The sequence below is a fragment of the Cupriavidus sp. 09_S30 genome, assembly GCF_056930435.1.
Genome location: NZ_JBXOWI010000002.1, coordinates 1,435,884 through 1,454,655, shown reverse-complemented (window position 1 = coordinate 1,454,655; position 18,772 = coordinate 1,435,884). Strand labels below are relative to the sequence as shown.

Annotated in this window: 15 protein-coding genes, 1 pseudogene and 1 riboswitch; of the genes and pseudogenes, 7 read left to right on the top strand and 9 right to left on the bottom strand. The window is 60.3% G+C overall.

Annotated features, from left to right (window positions below):
* Positions 1–86: 86 nt before the first annotated feature.
* Positions 87–1,394 carry a CDF family Co(II)/Ni(II) efflux transporter DmeF gene (gene dmeF, locus AC1Z3O_RS26595; protein WP_483519076.1) on the bottom strand — a complete coding sequence of 436 codons (1,308 nt, stop codon included), beginning with the start codon at positions 1,392–1,394 and terminating at the stop codon, positions 87–89.
* Positions 1,395–1,401: 7 nt separating this feature from the next.
* Entirely contained in the window at positions 1,402–1,674 is a 273-nt protein-coding gene (locus AC1Z3O_RS26590) for a metal/formaldehyde-sensitive transcriptional repressor (protein WP_483519074.1), read from the bottom strand.
* Between the two features lie 81 nt (positions 1,675–1,755).
* A riboswitch (yybP-ykoY riboswitch) is annotated at positions 1,756–1,951 on the top strand.
* Positions 1,952–1,965: 14 nt separating this feature from the next.
* On the opposite strand from AC1Z3O_RS26590, the gene AC1Z3O_RS26585 reads away from it, so the two are divergent.
* Positions 1,966–2,553 (top strand): TMEM165/GDT1 family protein, encoded by a 588-nt coding sequence (locus AC1Z3O_RS26585; protein ID WP_483519072.1) that lies wholly within the window; start codon positions 1,966–1,968, stop codon positions 2,551–2,553.
* Positions 2,554–3,108: 555 nt separating this feature from the next.
* Positions 3,109–3,576 carry a GFA family protein gene (locus AC1Z3O_RS26580; RefSeq protein ID WP_483519070.1) on the top strand — a complete coding sequence of 156 codons (468 nt, stop codon included), beginning with the start codon at positions 3,109–3,111 and terminating at the stop codon, positions 3,574–3,576.
* A 66-nt stretch (positions 3,577–3,642) separates the two neighbouring features.
* Here AC1Z3O_RS26580 and AC1Z3O_RS26575 read toward each other — a convergent pair whose 3' ends face one another.
* The 7 genes and pseudogenes from AC1Z3O_RS26575 to AC1Z3O_RS26545 form a co-directional block, all read right to left on the bottom strand.
* Positions 3,643–5,058 (bottom strand): ISNCY family transposase, encoded by a 1,416-nt coding sequence (locus AC1Z3O_RS26575; RefSeq protein WP_483519069.1) that lies wholly within the window; start codon positions 5,056–5,058, stop codon positions 3,643–3,645.
* Positions 5,059–5,577: 519 nt separating this feature from the next.
* A complete protein-coding gene (locus tag AC1Z3O_RS26570) occupies positions 5,578–6,381 on the bottom strand; it encodes a lipid II flippase Amj family protein (RefSeq protein WP_483519068.1) in 804 nt (267 codons plus the stop codon).
* Between the two features lie 523 nt (positions 6,382–6,904).
* Positions 6,905–7,753 (bottom strand): TauD/TfdA dioxygenase family protein, encoded by an 849-nt coding sequence (locus AC1Z3O_RS26565; protein ID WP_483519066.1) that lies wholly within the window; start codon positions 7,751–7,753, stop codon positions 6,905–6,907.
* A 43-nt stretch (positions 7,754–7,796) separates the two neighbouring features.
* Positions 7,797–7,916: pseudogene (locus tag AC1Z3O_RS26560) on the bottom strand (quinone oxidoreductase); the annotation flags it as partial.
* Positions 7,917–8,249: 333 nt separating this feature from the next.
* Entirely contained in the window at positions 8,250–9,431 is a 1,182-nt protein-coding gene (locus tag AC1Z3O_RS26555; RefSeq protein WP_483519064.1) for a multidrug effflux MFS transporter, read from the bottom strand.
* A 332-nt stretch (positions 9,432–9,763) separates the two neighbouring features.
* Positions 9,764–11,038: an MFS transporter gene (locus tag AC1Z3O_RS26550; RefSeq protein WP_483519062.1), complete on the bottom strand. Its 1,275-nt coding sequence runs from the start codon at positions 11,036–11,038 to the stop codon at positions 9,764–9,766.
* A gap of 292 nt (positions 11,039–11,330) precedes the next feature.
* On the bottom strand, positions 11,331–12,383 hold the full coding sequence (locus AC1Z3O_RS26545) for an alpha/beta fold hydrolase (protein ID WP_483519061.1): 1,053 nt from the start codon (positions 12,381–12,383) through the stop codon (positions 11,331–11,333).
* A gap of 95 nt (positions 12,384–12,478) precedes the next feature.
* Here AC1Z3O_RS26545 and AC1Z3O_RS26540 point away from each other — a divergent pair, with 95 nt between their 5' ends.
* From AC1Z3O_RS26540 to AC1Z3O_RS26520, 5 genes are all read left to right on the top strand, one after another.
* Positions 12,479–13,522 (top strand): AraC family transcriptional regulator, encoded by a 1,044-nt coding sequence (locus AC1Z3O_RS26540; RefSeq protein ID WP_483519059.1) that lies wholly within the window; start codon positions 12,479–12,481, stop codon positions 13,520–13,522.
* A 333-nt stretch (positions 13,523–13,855) separates the two neighbouring features.
* Positions 13,856–14,815, top strand: coding sequence for a TauD/TfdA dioxygenase family protein (locus AC1Z3O_RS26535; RefSeq protein ID WP_483519058.1), 960 nt, complete (start codon positions 13,856–13,858; stop codon positions 14,813–14,815).
* 171 nt (positions 14,816–14,986) lie between these two features.
* Positions 14,987–15,466, top strand: a complete 480-nt coding sequence (locus AC1Z3O_RS26530) for a 2,4'-dihydroxyacetophenone dioxygenase family protein (RefSeq protein ID WP_483519057.1) — start codon at positions 14,987–14,989, stop codon at positions 15,464–15,466.
* A 294-nt stretch (positions 15,467–15,760) separates the two neighbouring features.
* Positions 15,761–17,407: a 3-(methylthio)propionyl-CoA ligase gene (locus tag AC1Z3O_RS26525; RefSeq protein WP_483519055.1), complete on the top strand. Its 1,647-nt coding sequence runs from the start codon at positions 15,761–15,763 to the stop codon at positions 17,405–17,407.
* Between the two features lie 445 nt (positions 17,408–17,852).
* Positions 17,853–18,479: a tyrosine-type recombinase/integrase gene (locus AC1Z3O_RS26520; RefSeq protein ID WP_483519053.1), complete on the top strand. Its 627-nt coding sequence runs from the start codon at positions 17,853–17,855 to the stop codon at positions 18,477–18,479.
* Positions 18,480–18,772 lie beyond the last annotated feature (293 nt).

Genomic DNA, 18,772 nt, shown 5'->3' with positions numbered 1-18,772 from the left:
AGCTGGCCGGTAAGCGACCGCTCGCCGGCCGGCGGCTATACCTCCGTCTGTTCCACACCGATGCACGGCGATTTGACTGCCATCGCTCAGGCGGCGGCACGCGTCGGATTCACTTCGACTGTCACATGTGACAGCCCTTTAAAGCGTTTGAGCGCCGCGTGATAGAAGCTCGGGCTGCGTTGTGCTTCACTGGTGACGACCGACACCACTGCACTCATGTGCCCGGGACCGACGCGCCACACATGAAGGTCAAGCACGGCGTCACCGTTGTCCTCGATGAGATGCCGAACGTTCTCGACCATGCGTTTGTCCAGATTCATGTCGAGCAGAATGCCCCCCGTATCGCGCATCAATCCCCACGACCAGTTCGCAATCACAAGTGCCCCGATCACGCCGGCGAGCGGGTCCATCCAGACCCAGCCGAACGCGCGGGCCAGCAGGAGGCCGATGATTGCGAGCACGGAAACCGCTGCGTCTGCGATGACGTGAATGTAGGCCGAGCGGATGTTGTGGTCGTGGTTCGCTGCAGCGTGTACGTCGCCGTGATCGTGCGCGTGCTCTTCGAACTCAACTTGATGCTCGCCATCGGGCAGGCAGACCGTTGCTCTGAATGCATGCGGCTCTGGAATGACGTCTTTCGACTCCAGATAGCCCCCACGGTCGGCAAACGCGAAGGTCTGGTGGGTACCGTCGTGGCGAACCGTCGTGATTGAAACTGCATCTGCTGTCAGCTTCGAAGAAGCCGTTTCAGGCGTAATGCGGAAGACGGGCGGCACGCCATCCTCGAAGATCGACACGGCGAAAACGCCCGCGCTACCGACGATGCGATGCGCCTCTTCCTCATGAGCGTGTTCGCCTTCATCTCCGTGCCCGTGACTATGCCCATGCCCATGCCCATGTCCATGACCGTGGCCGTGGCCGTGGCCGTGGTGGTTGCCGCTCAGCAACCAGACGCTAGCGAGATTGACCAGCAGACCTAGCACCGCGATAGGGATCGCCTGGCCGAAGTGGATGGGCACGGGCGAGAGAAAGCGCGAGACGGCCTCGTACCCGATCAGCAGCGCAATCATGGCGAGCACGATGGCGCTGGTAAAGCCCGCGAGGTCTCCCAGCTTGCCGGTGCCAAATACGAAGCGGGGATCTGTCGCGTGCTTGCGGGCGTAGGTGTACGCCAAAGCGGCGATCAGCATCGCACCGGCGTGGGTCGACATGTGCAGGCCATCCGCGACGAGCGCCAGCGAGCCAAAAAGACTGCCGCCGACAATCTCGGCCACCATCATAGCGCTGCACAGCGCAATCACCATCCAGGTCCTGCGCTCGTTGTCCTCGTGGGCAGCGCCCAGGAAGATATGGTCATGGCCCGCCCCGAAGGCGGCGTCCTCGAACTTGCTCATGCTTCTCTCACTTGAAGTAGCTGTGGACTACTTCGATTAACTGCTCTGTCCCGCTGCCATGCTCATCAGCCGGCTCAGCGTCGACCAGATGGGTGCGAATGTGGTCCTCAAGCACCACGGCGAGCAGGCCGTTCATGGCGCCGCGACAACTCGTAACCTGTTGCAGCACCTCCATGCAGCCGCGCTCGTCCTCCAGTGCTCTTTCAATCGCTTCAACCTGCCCCTTAATTCGGCGAATGCGGTTAAGCAGCTTCTGTTTTTCGCGAATCGTATGGCTCATGCCTGTTCTCCAGTTTGCGGACGGAGTGTAACATCAATAGGGTGGGGGGGTATACTAAAATAGGCTTGTGCGATCAGGCGGCCTACTTTTATAATCGCGGCACTCTTCGGGGAGTAGCCGCTCCGGGCGCGATGCCAGGAGGCGCACGTCAACATACTTGTCGGCTTGATGGCGACATGGCGTGTGCAGCGCAAGCCTGGCAAGACCGATGACGTGCATCCCTACCTGGCCGGGTCGCAGGGGTGCGTGTCATCGCGTGTTGACTGCGCGGCCCGGTAACAATCAACCCCCATGGAATCCTTCCTCGTATCGACCAGCGTGGTCGCCCTCGCCGAAATTGGCGACAAGACGCAGTTGCTCTCACTCGTTCTCGCGGCCCGTTATCGCAAGCCCATTCCGATCGTGCTCGGCGTCTTCGTGGCGACATTGGTAAATCACGGGTTCTCGGGCGCGCTGGGAGCGTGGCTCGCAAGCGTCATCAACCCCCATGTCATGAACTGGGCCGTTGTCGCCTCGTTCGCGCTGATGGCCATCTGGATTCTCATTCCTGACAAGCTTGACGATGCGGATGCCGTCACGAAGGGGCACATGGGTGTGTTCGGCACGACGGTGGTGACGTTCTTTCTCGCCGAAATGGGCGACAAGACGCAGGTCGTGACAGTCGCCCTGGCCGCCCGCTTTCACGAGTTTCTTGGCGTCGTCGCAGGAACGACACTGGGCATGATGCTCGCCAACGTCCCGGTCATTTACCTCGGTCACAAGTTTGCCGGCCGGCTGCCGACCAAGGCGGTACATGTGGTGGCGGCCATTATTTTTGTCGTCCTGGGAGGCTTTGCACTCAGAACGGCGCTGTATCCGGACGCTCATCCGATGTTCTAACCCGTCAGGTCACTTGCTCTGACCAGGAACGCAAAACGGCGGTGGGTGACCGCTTCCAAAGTGTGGATTCAACCGGTCTTTCGAATTGCTCATCACTAGCCAAGGTGGATGTCCGGATGTGGCCGAACCCGGCCTGACGTGTTCGGCTGCTCAGTTCGACCCCGAACAAGGTGCGCATGGACTATGGCTTCCGCTGACTTCCGCGACGACTACTTTTTCCTCAAGATGGGCTACCTTGAACGAAAATCGATGAAGAACTGGAAAATGGACATGAGCAGAGTGATACGTCCATTTTTTGCAAATTTTGATGGACAGGGGCGTTTCGCTAAGTTGTTGATTGTACGAGGATGTGAGTTGTCCATTTTTTGATGTCTTGCTCATACGACAGCCTTCGCCGCAAGTTGGGGCAAGAAAGCGGCGCTTCGGGTGTCCAGGCTAAGTTGAAATGTCCGGTTTCCAGCAAAGCTAAAATGTCCGCTTGGACTCCGTCAAATGCCGAAATCTAACGCGGAAGCGTACCCACACTAAATTGGATTGAATTCCAAGGGAGGGGAGATGGAAGGGACATTGGGTGGTCAGTGTCTTTGCGGAGGGGTTCAGTTTCGCCTTCACGGTACCCCGATCACGCTGTATGCCTGTCACTGCCTGGACTGCCAGCGTAGGACGGGTAGCGGATTCGCTTTATCCCTAGTGATGAGGACAGAAGATGTCCTCGTGACGAGCGGCGAGCCTCTGAGCTATTCGGCGCAGCTTCCTGACGGAAGGATAAAGACGGGCGTGATGTGCGGATCCTGTGGCACTAGACTGTGGGGAACGCCCGCACGCAACCCTCGGATTCGGATCGTCCAACCTGGCATTCTTGACGACACCTCGTGGATCGAACCAGTTGCCCACATCTGGATGCGTAGCGCCCAGAAATGGATTCTGCTCCCCACAGATGTCGCAACCTTTGATGAGGGCGCGAACTGGGAAAGCCTGGTCGCACTTTGGCGCGAGCGCGGGAGGGGGTGGCTATGCAACTAGAGGATCAGCGAGATACCGTACTCATAGCCGAGCGTCGAGGGATGCCGCGCGGGTAGTCGACCAAGACTAGTTCTGGGTGCCATTCAGTGGCCACGATTGACTCTGAAGCCGCTGCAGTGCTTCCAGCATGTCGTTTTGGTCCAGCGAGCGCTGTGCCTTCTTGCCGGGCGGACGGCCGCGCTTGCGTGGAACTCCATCGGTAGACGGCAAGGACTGTGACCGCCGGTTGTCGCGCTTCTCCTGCACGTATTGGGCCATCTGCAGCACGTGTCCCAGCCGCTTGTTATCCACGATCACACCCTGATCGACTTCCGACAGCTTGTCATAGATGGTGTAGGGCAGGGCAGTGCCATTCGCCCGAGGCTCGATCTTCCCGTCCGGGTAGTGGTAGACGTCGATATAGCGACCCGCAAGCTTGCGGTGCTCGGGAGTGTCTGCCAGCAAGTAGAGAATCTTGTCGTATTGGATCGTCAGGCTCTTCGACACGCAGCGCGGCTCGCGCCAGGTAAAGATCAAATCCATGCATTCATCGGCCCGCAACGGTCGATGCGCGTTGAAGCTGTTTCTCGGCTCTTTCCCGAAACGAGCGTTGTAGTCGCTGATGAATTCCGGCATGAAGGCATTAGCCGCCTCCATGGTGCTGATGTCGCGTAGTCGTAGTTCCTTGACCAGGCGGTCCTGGAGCGTCAGGTGGGTTCGCTCGACGCGCCCCTTGGCTTGGCTTGGCTTGGCTTGGCTGCTGTTGGCACAGATGCCCTCGATGTTCAACTCGAACAAGGCCCGCGCAAATTGGGTATGGCCGTCGCCACCGGTTGCATTCGGTTTGTTGTTGCGAAACACGCTGGCCTTATCGCTATAAAGGGCCACCGGCTTCCCATGGCGCTCCAGATAGGCCCGGGTCGCAGCGAAGTACATGAACGTGGCCTCTGAATGGGTAAAGCGCAGCTCCATAATCCGGCTGGTTGCATCGTCGACGTAGACCAGCAGCGTACAGGCTGGCGCCCGGTCTTCGAACCAGCGGTGATCGCAGCCATCGATCTGGATCAGTTCGCCATAGCAGGCACGGCGATTCCGCGGCTGATAGACCTTGGGCGGGCGCTGTTTGCGCGGGACCCACAGGCCAGCGGCCGTCATTCGCCGGCGGATCGTTTCCTTGGATAGCAAAAGCCCATGGCGCTCGCGCAGCTTCTCGGCGGCCAGCGTCGGCCCGAAGTCGGCATAGTGTTCCCGGATCAGACCCAGCGCGGCGGCTTCGCGATCAGCTGGCAACCGGTTGTTGGCTGGTCGGCCGCGCTTGCGGGACACGAGCCCAGATGGACCTTCTTGCCGGTAGCGTTCCAGCAACCGTCGGAACTGTCGATCCGTGATCTCCAACCGCTCGGCGGCCAAACCGGGCCGCAATTCACCATCTACGACCGCCTGGACGGTCTTGAGCCTGTCTAACTCGCGCATGCTGACTGTAATGAACTCGGGTCTAGCCATCGCCAGGCATCTCCATTGCATCTAACCGGGCAGGCTGGATACCATGGCTCGTCGCTCTGGCGGACATTTCTGCTTTGCTAGAACCGGACATTACAGCGTTGCTGCCACACTCCTTGTCCACCCCAGATTCAATTGTCGGGGCGCTGGCCAGATTCAAATGTCGGCACGGGCGTGCTTTTTGTGCGGAGTGTGGATCTTCTTTGGGGTGCCGTAGGGCGGTGGCGCTGGCCGGAGACGGCAGAGGCCAGCGCAGGGTGGGGCGGTGCATTCCCTGGCGCGCCAACCAGGGTCCGCTTGCCTCGTCGTTGCGGCCCTCGCGCAGCCGCCCGCGGACAGACCGCTGCCGGCCATCCCTGCCTTTCGATTGCGTTGAACCGAGTAGCCGGTGTTGGCCCCAAATCAGACAAGCACCTATCGGGGCTAAGGCCGTCCCTTGATTCTCGGGTGTGCGCGGTCCGTGCTCCGATCTGAGCTGCCGAACCATTTCTGATCCGCGCCTGGCAAAGCCTGCCTCATCGATCAAAGTATCGCTGCGACGTGGGCAATAAGTCCTGCTGCAGGGACAAATAGCAATTGAGCCAATAGGGTGCCTGCCAGCCGGCTTCCGACCAGGCATACCACGGCCTTCCTGAACTGCGACTGAGAGACCTTTCCCTCTACGACATCATCGGTCATAGCGGACATATACGGATCAATGAACAACGCCATCGCGATCGTCGCGCCTCCATTGATGATTGAGGACAATGTACTTGAAGTAACCCTCACGTCCGGATCAAGGTAACCTGCGTATAGCGACGCAAAGACCCCGACAGTCCACAGCGCAACGGCGATAATATTGAGGCAGATCACCGACGGTGCTATTCCGTGCCCTCGGTGCGCAGCAACGAGGTTCGCTTTTGCCGGCAGCGTGGCTGAGTCTTTGATATAGCTGAGTCCACCCTTGAAGAAACCATGGAGGATTAGCTTTGGGATTGATCGATGGACCTGAAAGTGGAGAACAGCCCTGCTAAAGACACGCTGGAAGGTCGGGATGAGGATGGCACCCAAGAGAGTCGCAAGTGCGGCGGCAATCAGCAGCCACCTAAAATCCATCACCAAATTCCCGGTAGCCTCCCCCATAAGGTTTGTCTCCACACGCTTGGCCAAAAATGGACCGAGGAACGAGTTGGAAGTACGAGAAACGAGCATCATTACGCTGAATAGCGCAAAGGAGACTGCGATGCGCCCCGTACGGACGCCGGCAATTCGGATGGAGTAAGCCAGCGTCCCGATCAGGTGGATCACAAAAGTGAGGAAGCAGATGAAGAAGAGTTGGATATCCACGGTATGGCCTTCTCTTGCTTGTCGGTGGAGGCAGCGTCGTCGCGAACCCGAGCCTGCTGCGCCACTTTATCAGATGCGTTTCCACTCGAACCACAGACTTTCTAGAGCCCTAGCAGTTATCCAATCCAGGGTCCGTTCAGTGGCCAATGGCGGTCGTGGCTGGCTCAACGAACGGCTGACTGCTTCTGGCCCGATCTCGGACCTCGGCGTCCGGGCCTCCGGACGCCCGAGACCGGCCATTCTCGGCCATCCGCCCTAACATCGTCGAACGGCCGAGGTAGCACCGATGAGCCGCCGTTCACCGAGACCGTCCGAATGGCCACTGTGATCCATAGAACAGCCGTCGAAATAAGCAGAGCTGACATCAACGCCAAAGCTCATCTCGCTGACCAACCCGGCGTCGCTGGACCGCGCCGCCACTAGGCGGCAGCGTTCTTCGCATACTCGACCAACTACGCGGACCCGCCCGACTGGTGGCCAGCAATCCGCGCCAGGCGCGGATCCATGTTATCTCCGGTGCAGGTCAGAATGGCACGCTGCCGACGATGCCGGCGCGGTCCATCTTGCGATAGCAAGGTGGATAGTCCATCACAGCATAGTGCTGCGTTGCCGTGTTGTCCCAGATCGCCACGCTGTTGGGCTGCCAGCGCCAGCGCACCTGATACTCGGGGATGTAGGCCTGCGAGATCAGGTAGCGCAGCAGGTCGGCCGCGCCCGGGTTGGCGTCCTGCCCGAAGCGGACGCGCGCAGGCGTGTGGTAGTTCGTGAAGTGGGTCACATAAGCGTTCACGTAGAGGATCTTCTCGCCGGTATCCGGATGGGTGCGCACCACCGGGTGCTCGGCATCCGGGAACCTTGCCTTGAGTGCGAGCCGTTTCTCGATCGGCATCGCGGCGCCGAAGCTGGCCTCGATGCTGTGACGCGCACGCAGGTCGGCGATCTGCGTCTTGATGTGATCGGGCAGGTTCTCATAGGCGAGCGCCATATTCGCCCACGTCGTGTCGCCGCCCACCGGTGGGCATTCCACGCAGCGCAGCACGGCGCCGAACGGCGGGGCCTCGCGCCAGGTGGCGTCTGAGTGCCAAGCGTTCTCGTAGCGGTCGTTCGGCTGGTCCGGCGACTTGTAGATGCGGACCAGGCCCGGATTCTCCGGATCGCTGCCGGCCACGGGGTGATCCTCAAGTTCGCCGAAGCGGCGTGCGAACGCGACGTGCTCGACGGGGCTGATGTTCTGGTCGCGCAGGAACAGCACGCGGTGTTGCAGCAGCAAGGCACGGATCTCTGCAAACAGATCGTCGCTCTTGATCGCGTCGGCCAGGTTCACGCCGACCAGCTCGGCGCCGATGGCACAGGTCAGTTGCTTGACTTCCATGGCGAACTCCTCAGATGACGGAGATCGACGAGCCGGTGGCCTTCAGGCCCACCGCGACATGGCGGATACGAACCTGGCCGGGGCTCGGATCGCCGATTTCCATGTCTTCGTAACGAAGAATTTCGGGTACGCCGATCTCATACATGCGCACGACTTTAGTCATCGCATCGTCTCCTATTTTATTTAATGCCGCACGACATGTGCTGCTGCGAAAGTAAGTCTAGGCGTGAAGATGTGTCCCCGCTTTGCAATGACTGCGTCCGGCATTGCATTTCATGCCAACGGGCTCTATCAATCCCGGCGCATGGGATGCTTCTTGGCGCTTCTAGCGCACTCGGCCGCTGATTCTCGAGTGTCTCCTCTCGGCCCCAAATTCTGTCGTTGGATCGCAGCACACTTCTCGGCCGTCAGCGCCGCTTGTGCCGCCGAGCGCGATCGAATGGCACTGCCGATTGACAGGTTGCAATAGTGACCGTCATCCCGGCATCAAAGGCGCTCAACTTTGCGGAGAAACAACAGCCACCCTGCTGCGTTCCGCCGCCACGAACATGACGAGACCCAGCAACTGCAGCCCAGCCATGCAGAGCGCCATCTTGACGGTCGAGTCCATCAGCAGCGGAACCAGCAGCGCCGACAGAAGGAAATTGCCAAACTGCTGCACCGTAAAATAGCCACTCGATGCCAGCCCGCGCCGCTCAGGGAAGCAGTCCAGCGCCAGCAATTGTAGGCTCGACTGCGTCATGGTCATGCCGGCAGCAAAGACTGGCAGGGCCATCAGCGCCCACGGCAATGCCGGGGCATGCAGAGTGGTGACCGCAATATTGAATGCGCCGGCCAGCAGCATGACAGCGTGCCCAAGCATCACACTTCGCTCGGGGCTTGTCTGGCCGGCGATGCGATGCGACACGAGCGCACCTAGCATGATCCCGGCAACGATCGGGATGAACAGCCAGCCGAATGACTGCGCACCAAGACCGAGATGTTGGGTAACGAAGCGCGGAGCGGCAAAGATGTAGACGTAGATCGCGAGGTTGACGCCGGCGTTCGCGAGCGCCAGCGCGATGAAGCGCCAATGCGTCAGCATGGCTCCATAGCTGCGCGCCAGCAGCACAGGGTGAAGTGGATGCCGGCGCGCCGGCGGCAAGGTCTCTGGCACCCATAGCCAGCAAGTGGCGAAGAGCAATGCAGACACCAGCGCCAGGAAGACAAAGATGCTGCGCCACCCTATCCAAAGCAATAGCCAGCCACCGCAGACCGGTGCCAGGGCTGGAGCCAGCGCGAAGATCATCGCGACAAGTGCCATGACCTTCTGGGCCTGCATACCGTCAAAGACGTCGCGGACCATTGCCCGGCCAACGATGACGCCGATGCCGGCACTGACACCCTGCAATACCCGCCCAGCGTAAAGCGTCGCAATGCCAGTGGCGCCCGCGCAGATCAGGGAGCCGAGTGTGAACAGCGCGCAGCCGAGCAGAATCATCCGTCGACGGCCTACGGCGTCGGAGATGGCCCCGTGCCACGGCATCATCAGCGCGAAAGGAAGCAGATAGGCGGCGAGCGACTGCTGGACCTGTGCGGTGCTTGCGTGCAAGGCATCGCTCATGACCGCGAAGGCAGGCAGATAGGTCGCGATGGCAAATTGCCCAAGCATCGACAATCCCGCAGCGATCGCCGCCATGGTGAAAGCTCCGGGGAGGGTCGCCGTTCGTGGGTTTCCGCGTAGTATCAGCAAGCTTGACAAGCCTTATCCGGAAGTGAATCAGTCACAAAGCGGAACCGGGGAATTGCTTCCCCGGCTTCTGGGTTGGCGTGTTGGCCTCAGCCGCAACGGCGGCTGCGTGCAGGACTTGTTCCGCGAGGCAGCACCGATGGGCTGCCACCGCATCCCGCCCGGCCTATGGGGAACGACTCGACGCGAGGGACCATGGGCAGTTCTTCGCCTCGACCGCCAGCTTGTGGCTGACGCGCCCCGCCTTCGATGGTCCTGCTGCGCTGTCATTGGGATGTAAGTCACCGGTCGCCGCGCAGAAATCGCACGCCTATCAACAGGACGACAGCCGACGCGATCCCGGCGATTGGCAATAGCTGCAGCGCCGGCACCAGCCCCAATCGATCTGCCAGTGCTCCGGTGACGATGGAGCCTGGCGCCAGGCCGAGGACGTTGCAGGCCAAGGCGAGCGTCGCTATGGCGGTACTGTGAATCGCCTTGGGCGTCAAGTTCGCGACCATGGTGGTGCCCGGCCCCACAATGCCTGCGGCGAAGAACAGGCCCAGGGCAATGAGTACCAGTTGGGCGGTTCCGGTAGGAAGCTGAAAGGCTGTAAAGAGCAGTACTCCGCAGGCCAGGTTGAAAGCGATGGTCAGAAGCATCTTCCGTCGCGGCGAATCGCGGCCCACACGATCGACCAGCGCGCCGCAAAGCGGCATGCCACATGCACCGCAAAGGACAAAGATCGCGGCGACCCCACCCGCCTTGCTCAGTGGCATGTCATAGGCTCGATTCAGGAAGCTCGGCAACCAGGCAAGCATGCCGCCGTTGATGAATAGCTGCAGGCCGCTGCCGATATAGACGCAAATCAGAGTGGGGGATGAGAACAGGTCTCTTAGCACATGCCTGATGGGCGACCGTGCAGTCGACTGATTGCCAGCAGAGCCGCCAGTCTCCCCTTCAATTCGTGAGGGAGTGGCGACCAGCATATAAAGGAGGGTCAGGACAATGCCAAAGACTGCCATGCCGACGAAGGCACTCCGCCAGCCGAACTGGCTTGCCAGTGCACCGCCCATCCCGATCCCCATTACCGAGCCGACCATGCCGCCGGCCATGAATGTGCCGGTGACCGTAGACGTGTACCGCGGCGGAAAGATGCTGATGAGGATGGCCAAGCCGACGCCGGCATAGGCGGCTTCCCCAACGCCGACGAGAAAGCGCGCCGACAGCAAGGTGAAGTAGTTGTGCGACAGGCCACAGAGCAGGGTCGCGACGCTCCAGATCGCCGCCATGGCAATGACGCTTCGCACCCGTCCCCATCGGTCCGCGGCCAACGATAATGGGAAAGCCAGCAGGCCGACTGCCAGTGAGACGATGCCACTGAGCGTGCCAAGCTGGGTGTCGGACAACCCCCATTCGGCCTTGATCTGGGGAAAGACTGCGTTCAGTACCTGCCGCGACATATAGTCGGACAGGATCAGGCCGAAGGTCAGTGCGAAGATGACGCATATATAGCCACGGGATAGGCGTGGTTGCTCACCTTGGTAGCATGTTGTTTGCGGAATATTGAGTGCCACAGTACTGTCTCCATTCTTTGGCTGCTGCTGAAGCTATCTGTCCGTAGCTTTCTTTGTGGTCGTTGCGCGCGCGGCACAGTGGCCGACTTGCCAACGGTTGCCCGGCTCCTCGGAGGAGCCTTGGGCGTTCAATCAGTGCAATTGAGGGCTTCCTCCGACAGAGGAGGCCCGTTGAAAGAGAGGAGCCGCACCGAGACTGCATCGAGGCGCCGGACGTCAATCGATTGACGGCAAGGACGAACTTGCCCTTGCGATTCCGTCGCGCCCCCGGCAACGCAGATCGGTCTCTCAGTCAGGCCAGGCTTCCCGACGCTCCGTCCTCTAGCTGCCCCAAGAATTCGAGGAGCAATTCGTTGACTTGCTCTACGCTTTCCTCCGCGGCACTGTGGCCCACGCCGGAGAGCAGGACTTTTTTTCGCAGCCCGGGCAGATACGCGTCAAGTTGGTCATATTGATTGCGCACCAGCTCAAGGGAAGGGTCGGCTGCACCGCCAATGAACATGCTCGGCTGGCGCACCACAGCGCCATCGAGGAAGGCCGTGATTTCCCAGTTCCGGTCGCGACAGCGGTAGTAGTTCAAGGCGCCGGTAAACCCGGTGCGGGTATATTCGTCCACGTAGTAGTCCAGCGCGCGAGCGCTCAACCACTCGGGGAATTCCTTCGGCTCAGTGACGGAGCTAAGAATGCCCTCGTTCGAATCGAAGAGCACGCGCCAGCGTTCGGCACCGGCGGCGCTCCCGGAAATCGAGTAGAACATGCTACGCAGCGTCTTTCGCGTATCGGCGGACAATTCGCGGTCGGGCTTGCCGACCTGCTGGAAGTACAGGTAGTGAAATCCCTTGCCCTTGGCCATGGCCTGCCAGCCGACGCTGGGTTTTACCTTGCCTCGTGGCGGTATCGGGGTATTGAGCATGGCGAGGGCACGAAACAGATCCGGCCTCAGCATGGAAGCCGCCTGCGCAACCCAGGCACCCAGGTCGTGCCCGACGATCACGGCGGACGTCTCACCCAGGGCCTGCATCAGCCCGACCATGTCGCCAACTGCCTGACTGATGTCATAGGCTTCGATCGCATCGGGCCGGTCGCTTTGGCCAAATCCCCGCTGGTCGGGAACTACGACCCGATAGCCGGCGTTGACCAGAGCCGGGATCTGGCGCCGCCACATGTACCACAGGTAGGGAAAGCCATGAAGCAGGATCACCAGGGGACCGTCCCCCTCGTCAACGTAGTGCATGCGGACGCCGTTCACCTCGGCGAAGCAGTGGTTGAACGCTTGCGGATCGTCGGCATTCGCCGGTGCCCAAGTGTCGACCCTATCGCAGTGAGCTGCTGTGCCCTTAGTCATTGTCTTCCTCCGTTTCAGGGTTTCAACGACTAAGGTAGCTGCGAAGGCCGCAACTATACTAAGCAAGTTGGGACAAATTCTTAGGAGGTTGGGACATGGCTGCAGACGGGCACATTTTGACCAGGGCGGCCGCGCTCACCGACTACGAACACATTGCCCGAGCAGTCGGTCTGGATCCGTTCCGCATGTTGCGGCTGGCGAAGATACCGGCCAAAGCGCTGGAGGATCCCAACCTCATGATCAGTGCCGATTCGGTCGGCTGGCTGCTGGAAGAGTCAGCCCGCCTGTCCGGCCAGGAGGCATTTGGCCTGCTGCTGGCAGAAAAGAGAAGCCTGGCGAACCTAGGCGTGCTGGCCCTGGTCCTGCGCGAGGAACCCACTCTACGTGCCGCAATGCTGGCCTCAGCCCGGTACCTGCGACTGCACAACGACGGGGTGCAATTGCGGCTCGAGGATGCCGGGGATCTCGCAATGCTGTTCGTGGATTTCCGGCGCCCTGGCGTCTGGCGCCAGGCCGTCGAGCAGTCGGTGGGCATTGCGCTACGGAACTTTACAGTCTTGTCACGGAATACCTTTCGCCCCGTGTCGATCAGCTTTAAACATGAGGCCCCCGCCAGCCTCGATGTTCATCACCGCGTGCTCGGGACCAACATCGAATTTTCCAAGGAATGCAATGCGATCATCTGTCGACGCCGCGAGCTGGACATGCCAATTCCAGCGGCCGTCCCCGAGCTCAGTCGAGAAGTGAAGCGGTTGCTTGACGTACAGTTGGCCAGCCTGGAAGACGACCCGACCCAGCGGGCGCGTGAAGTCATCAAGATGTTGTTACCGGCTGGACTTTGTTCGGTCGAGCGAATCTCCCAGCATCTGGGTATCAACCGGCGCACACTCAACCGGCAACTGGCACGCAGCGGCGAGAGCGTGACAACGATCATCAATGCCGTGCGCTTGGAACTCGCCGAGGAATACCTCGCCAACAGCAGGCGCAAGCTATATGAAGTTGCCGAACTGCTTGGCTTCTCCACCGCAGGCGACTTCTCCCGCTGGTTCCGCCGAGGGTTCGGCAAAACCCCATCGGATTGGGCGGCCGACTATAGGCAGAGAACGGCGAGGTCCAGACCCGGACTGAACCGCGGATGACCTCACTTGGCAGGTGTCCGCGTCGCTATTTCATTGCCCCGCAGCCCCCTGCCCATGGTTCCATTGCCGGTAGTCTGCGGTGGCAACTAACAACGCCGACCGCGCAAATCGAATCGTAGAGACGCCGAACCGGGATCACGCCTTCCCGAATCCCCCGTTCGAAACGAGACTCCGCCGTTGCATAGGCGCTCTGAGCCGGTGCTCTCTGCCGCGCCTGTCCCAATTTGCTAAGTAATTGGCCCAGCGGGCTAATCATCCAGGCGGCGACAAAACCTAACATAGCTGCATCCAAGTGGATTGATCAAGCGGCACAGACTGAGATTGGAGACAACTATGACAGCAACAACTACGGCGCAGAACAGGGCCACACAAATTCCCCCCACGGCACCAGCCATCATCCGGCCATCGGTGCGTCAACATTCGATCAAGGTGGAGCTTTGCACGCCAGCCATCGGCGCTGAACTCAGCAACATCAGCCTGGCCGACGCCGCCCAGGATCCTGACCTCATCGCTGAAATCCGTGCGCTGTGGCTGAAACACAAGGTGCTGTTCTTCCGCGATCAGGACATCACCCCCATGGAGCAGCAGAACTTCGCCGCGCAGTTCAGCGAACTGGAAGCGCACCCACTTGCGCCAAGCCATCCGGATGCCAACAAGCTGCTGATGCTCTATCGGAATCTTGATCCGACCAAACAGAGTTTTGTCGAGAAGGCCAGCCGCGAGAACCTGTGGCATTCGGACGTGACCTTCAAGAAGGCCCCTCCGCGTGGTGCAGTCCTGCGGCGCGAAATGGGACCGGAAAACGGCGGCGACACCATCTGGTCCAACATGGTAATGGCCTATGAACGCCTGCCCGAGGCCATCAAGCAGCGAATTGACGGCCTGTACGCCAAGCACAGCGCCGAGCATTGCTTCCTGGCCCAGTATCCGAAGGAGGAGCGCCGCGCCGCCGCAGAAAAGAACCCCGGCGCCGAGCACCCCGTCGTTCTGACCCACCCGGAAACCAGCGAAAAGGTTCTCTTTGTCAATTCGGTATTCACCACCCACTTCGTGAATTATTTCAACTTCACGGACATTCGCTACGGCCAGGACTTCATGCCCGAGTCACAGCACCTGATGTACTACCTGTGCTCCCAAGCCGCGATTCCTGAATACCAAGTGCGCCTGAAATGGCGCGACAACACCGTGGCAATGTGGGACAACCTGCTGTGCCAACACTATGCCGTGGCGGATTATGGCAATGCGCCGCGCAAGATGCTTCGCGCGACGCTGACAGGCGCTCCTCTGTCCTGATCCAGACAGTCCCGCTGGGGAAACCTTGAGAAATCCGCCCGCCAAGCTATGGCGGGCAGCAACAGCACCTCACCCTGATCAGTTGCGAGGATGTGGGGCGCCAAGCCGCACGTGCGTTGCCTCATGCGGCGTATTGAAATGCCGTCTTATACCAAATCAATGGAGACAGTTATGCTTTACCAACAAGTCGATACTGCAGTCATCGATGGCGAATCGCTGCCTTGGGTTCCCTTCACGCCCTATGCAGATAACGTTCTTCTGAAATACTTCAAGCTTGACCCGGTCCGAGGCGAATGGATCGTGCGGATGAAGGCACCGATCGACATGCAGCTTCCCAAGCACCACCATACCGGCACGGTCATCGTGTACACGATGGAGGGAAAGTGGAAGTACAAGGAGCACGACTGGGTCGCAGGGCCCGGCAGCCTGGTTTACGAGACAGCGGCCTCAACGCACACACCTGAAGTCGTCAGCACAGAAGGCACTGGCGGCTACGTCGAGACGCTCGTGATCGTGACTGGCGACCTTGTGTTTGTCGACGAGAACGACAAGGTGTTGGCCATCGAGAACTGGAAGACCGCTTTGCAGCGCTACCTCGCCTATTGCGATAAGCATGACATCGCGCCGAAGGATCTCACGGCGTTCAACTAAGCACCGTCCAAGGGCACCGCGGGATCACCGCGGCTTCCCGCAACAGCCGGACGATTGATCCTTGGCTGTCTCTCATTTCGCCGCCAGCGATGCGGCCAAGGGTTCATCCTCATCCAAAACCGGTACCACGCCTGCTGCTCGCCTCATCATGACCAGCAGCGAACTGTGGCATCGCACCTGACCAGCCTGAACGACGGTCGCCAGACCTGACAGCGCAACCCCCATTCCGCAGCCTGGAGCCCTTTGCCGCCAGAGTCTCGGGCTGGCAGACAGCAGCAGAAACGGAATGACGCCATGAATGGCCTGATGATGCAAAAGCAGTTGTTGATCTCCTCTCTCATCGTGCACGCGGACCGGCATCATGGCGATACGGAGATCGTGTCGCGGCGGGTGGAGGGCGATATCCATCGCTACACGTTCCGGGACTGCCACCGCCGCGCGCGCCAGATGGCCGGTGCGCTGACCGCCCTTGGAGTCAAGCCGTCTGACCGCATTGGCACGCTGGCATGGAATGGCTATCGCCACATGGAGCTCTACTATGGCGTCTCAGGGATGGGAGCCATCCTTCATACCATCAATCCGCGCCTGCACGAGGATCAGGTCGCTTATATCGCGAACCACGCCGAAGACCAGTACATCTTCTTCGACCTGACCTTCCTGCCGCTGATCAAGGCCGTCGCCAGCCGCTGCAAGACGGCCAAGGCGTTCATCGCGATGACCGACCGCGCCCACATGCCGCATGACGCCGGCATCGACCTCCTTTGCTACGAAGATCTGATCGAGCAAGGCTCGCCCGAGTACGTGTGGCCGCTCCTTGACGAAGAAAGCGCCAGTACGCTGTGCTACACCTCTGGGACGACTGGCAACCCCAAAGGCGTCCTATACAGCCACCGCTCATCGCTGCTGCACACCTACGCGGCTGCGCTGCCGGATGCGCTGAATTGTTCGGCGCGCGACGTGATCTTGCCGGTCGTGCCGATGTTTCACGTCAATGCCTGGGGCCTTCCGTACATTGCGTGCATGGTCGGGGCCAAGCTGGTCTTCCCCGGACCGGCACTGGATGGCAAATCGCTGTACGAACTGCTCAACGCCGAGCAGGTCACGCTCTCCGCAGGAGTCCCGACAGTCTGGCAAGGCCTGCTGAACCACCTGGAGCAGACAGGCCAGGAATTCTCGAGCATGGCGCGCACCATCATTGGTGGCGCGGCCTGCCCACCTGCCATGTTGCGCAAGTTTCAGGACGAGTACGGTGTGGCCGTGCTGCACGCTTGGGGGATGACCGAGCTGAGCCCGATCGGGACCGTTTGCTCGATGAAACCCAAACACTGGGAGATGAGCTACAAAGACCGTCTCACCGTCCAGTCGAAACAGGGCCGTGTGCTGTTCGGCGTCGACATGAAAATCGTCGGCGCGGACGGACGCGAGTTGCCTTGGGATGGCGTGGCGTCCGGTGACCTATTGGTGCGCGGGCCGTGGGTGGTCCGTGAGTACTTCCGGAGCGAAGGCGGAAATCCGCTACAGCTCGATGACGAAGCACAGAGCTGGTTCCCGACCGGCGATGTCGCCACCATTGACGTCGATGGCTTCATGCAGATCACCGATCGCAGCAAGGACGTGATCAAATCAGGCGGCGAATGGATTGGCTCAATTGACCTGGAGAACATCGCGATGGCGCATCCGGCCGTTTTCCAGGCCGCATGCATCGCCGCGAAGCACGCAAAATGGGATGAGCGCCCGCTGCTGATCGTGGCCAGGAAGCCGCAAGCGGATCTTACCCGGGACGAACTGCTCGCCTTCTATGAGGGCAAGATCGCCAAATGGTGGACGCCGGACGATGTGATCTTCGTGGATACCATTCCTTTGGGTGCGACAGGCAAGATTCTGAAGAATCGTTTGCGGGAACAATTCGGCAATCATCTGATGGCAATGGCTGCAGGCTGAGCGGGTGGCCGCGGGATGTCCTGTCCGGGCCCGAGTTCGACGAGCTGCTACCGCACTTGGGCGAGCAGCGCTAATTGGACTTGATTGGCACTCAGTTCGGATGTCCGCTCCTCTGCGAACACCGGTCGCTTGGCTTGCCCGGAGCGACCGGCTGCCCCTTGGCCGACTCTGCCCTTCGACCCTGACTACCTATAAAGGGTCGAACCTGGACCGTTGAATGACCGTTCTGGAGTCCCGCCAGGCCAGCATCGGAAGATCAGGACAAGTTCATGCAGTCTCGAATACTGACAACGCAGACTTGCCCCCTTCGGGCGATGCGCATCAAACACGACAGTTCATGATCCATGAGCGCGGGCGCATCGGACAATGTTCACTGAGCACTCCACGCCTCTTGGCGGGACGAAGGCGCAGACTCGGTTTACCCTTCACCTGAAAGGAGACCATCATGGAAACTGTCCCTCTCTACCCGAGTCGCCAAGTTCCATGGAACAAAGGAAGGCTGACGGGCCAGAAGCCTCCATTGAAGCTGAACGAGATATGGGCGATTCGAACCCGGCTTCAGCTCACATCGAACGTTCGCGAACTGGCGATGTTCAACCTTGCCATTGACAGCAAGCTGCGCGCGTGTGACCTAACCCGCCTGCGCGTGCAGGACATCTGCGCAGGCAGTCAGGTTGGTACTCGCGCAACGGTGATGCAACAGAAGACTCAGCGTCCGGTACAGTTTGAGATCACCGAACAGACTCGCGAGAGCGTCCAATGTTGGATTTATGCTCGTGGACTCAAGCTGTCCGACTATCTCTTTCCGAGCCGCTTGCACGCGTCACCGCACCTTTCGACTCGACAGTACGCGCGGATTGTCCATCACTGGGTCGCGTCCATTGGCCTGGACGACTCAGCCTACGGAACTCATTCCATCCGACGCACCAAGGCATCACTGATCTACCGCCGTACGAAGAATCTGCGGGCCGTTCAACTGCTTCTCGGGCATACCAAGCTTGAAAGCACAGTGCGCTACCTTGGCATTGAAGTGGACGACGCGCTCGAAATGGCAGAGCAAACCGAAGTGTAACCAGGTGCCTGGCCGGCGAAGGGTCCCTTGCCGGCCAGTTTGGGTCAGTCGTCCCCGGATTTTCGATGACCGAGCCGACCGAGAAGCGGGCATCCGGCCACTCGCGCTCGAGTGGCCGGAGAGCTGCGACGAACGGTCATTCGATGGTCGCAGCCGACTGTACATTCGTCAGCCACCTCGCCGCTTGCTCCGCCCGTCGAGCGCCATTCACCGGAACTCATAGCCATTTCATCTGCGTGCCTCGCCATGCGCGAGGTGTCGTGCCGAAACGCGCCCTGAACCACTGCCCGCCC

Excerpts from the sequence above, each read along its gene's own strand:
- dmeF (WP_483519076.1), bottom strand. The coding sequence starts at position 1,394 with ATGAGCAAGTTCGAGGACGCCGCCTTCGGGGCGGGCCATGACCATATC.
- AC1Z3O_RS26590 (WP_483519074.1), bottom strand. The coding sequence starts at position 1,674 with ATGAGCCATACGATTCGCGAAAAACAGAAGCTGCTTAACCGCATTCGC.
- AC1Z3O_RS26585 (WP_483519072.1), top strand. The coding sequence starts at position 1,966 with ATGGAATCCTTCCTCGTATCGACCAGCGTGGTCGCCCTCGCCGAAATT.
- AC1Z3O_RS26580 (WP_483519070.1), top strand. The coding sequence starts at position 3,109 with ATGGAAGGGACATTGGGTGGTCAGTGTCTTTGCGGAGGGGTTCAGTTT.
- AC1Z3O_RS26575 (WP_483519069.1), bottom strand. The coding sequence starts at position 5,058 with ATGGCTAGACCCGAGTTCATTACAGTCAGCATGCGCGAGTTAGACAGG.
- AC1Z3O_RS26565 (WP_483519066.1), bottom strand. The coding sequence starts at position 7,753 with ATGGAAGTCAAGCAACTGACCTGTGCCATCGGCGCCGAGCTGGTCGGC.
- AC1Z3O_RS26555 (WP_483519064.1), bottom strand. The coding sequence starts at position 9,431 with ATGGCGGCGATCGCTGCGGGATTGTCGATGCTTGGGCAATTTGCCATC.
- AC1Z3O_RS26545 (WP_483519061.1), bottom strand. The coding sequence starts at position 12,383 with ATGACTAAGGGCACAGCAGCTCACTGCGATAGGGTCGACACTTGGGCA.
- AC1Z3O_RS26540 (WP_483519059.1), top strand. The coding sequence starts at position 12,479 with ATGGCTGCAGACGGGCACATTTTGACCAGGGCGGCCGCGCTCACCGAC.
- AC1Z3O_RS26535 (WP_483519058.1), top strand. The coding sequence starts at position 13,856 with ATGACAGCAACAACTACGGCGCAGAACAGGGCCACACAAATTCCCCCC.
- AC1Z3O_RS26530 (WP_483519057.1), top strand. The coding sequence starts at position 14,987 with ATGCTTTACCAACAAGTCGATACTGCAGTCATCGATGGCGAATCGCTG.
- AC1Z3O_RS26525 (WP_483519055.1), top strand. The coding sequence starts at position 15,761 with ATGAATGGCCTGATGATGCAAAAGCAGTTGTTGATCTCCTCTCTCATC.
- AC1Z3O_RS26520 (WP_483519053.1), top strand. The coding sequence starts at position 17,853 with ATGGAAACTGTCCCTCTCTACCCGAGTCGCCAAGTTCCATGGAACAAA.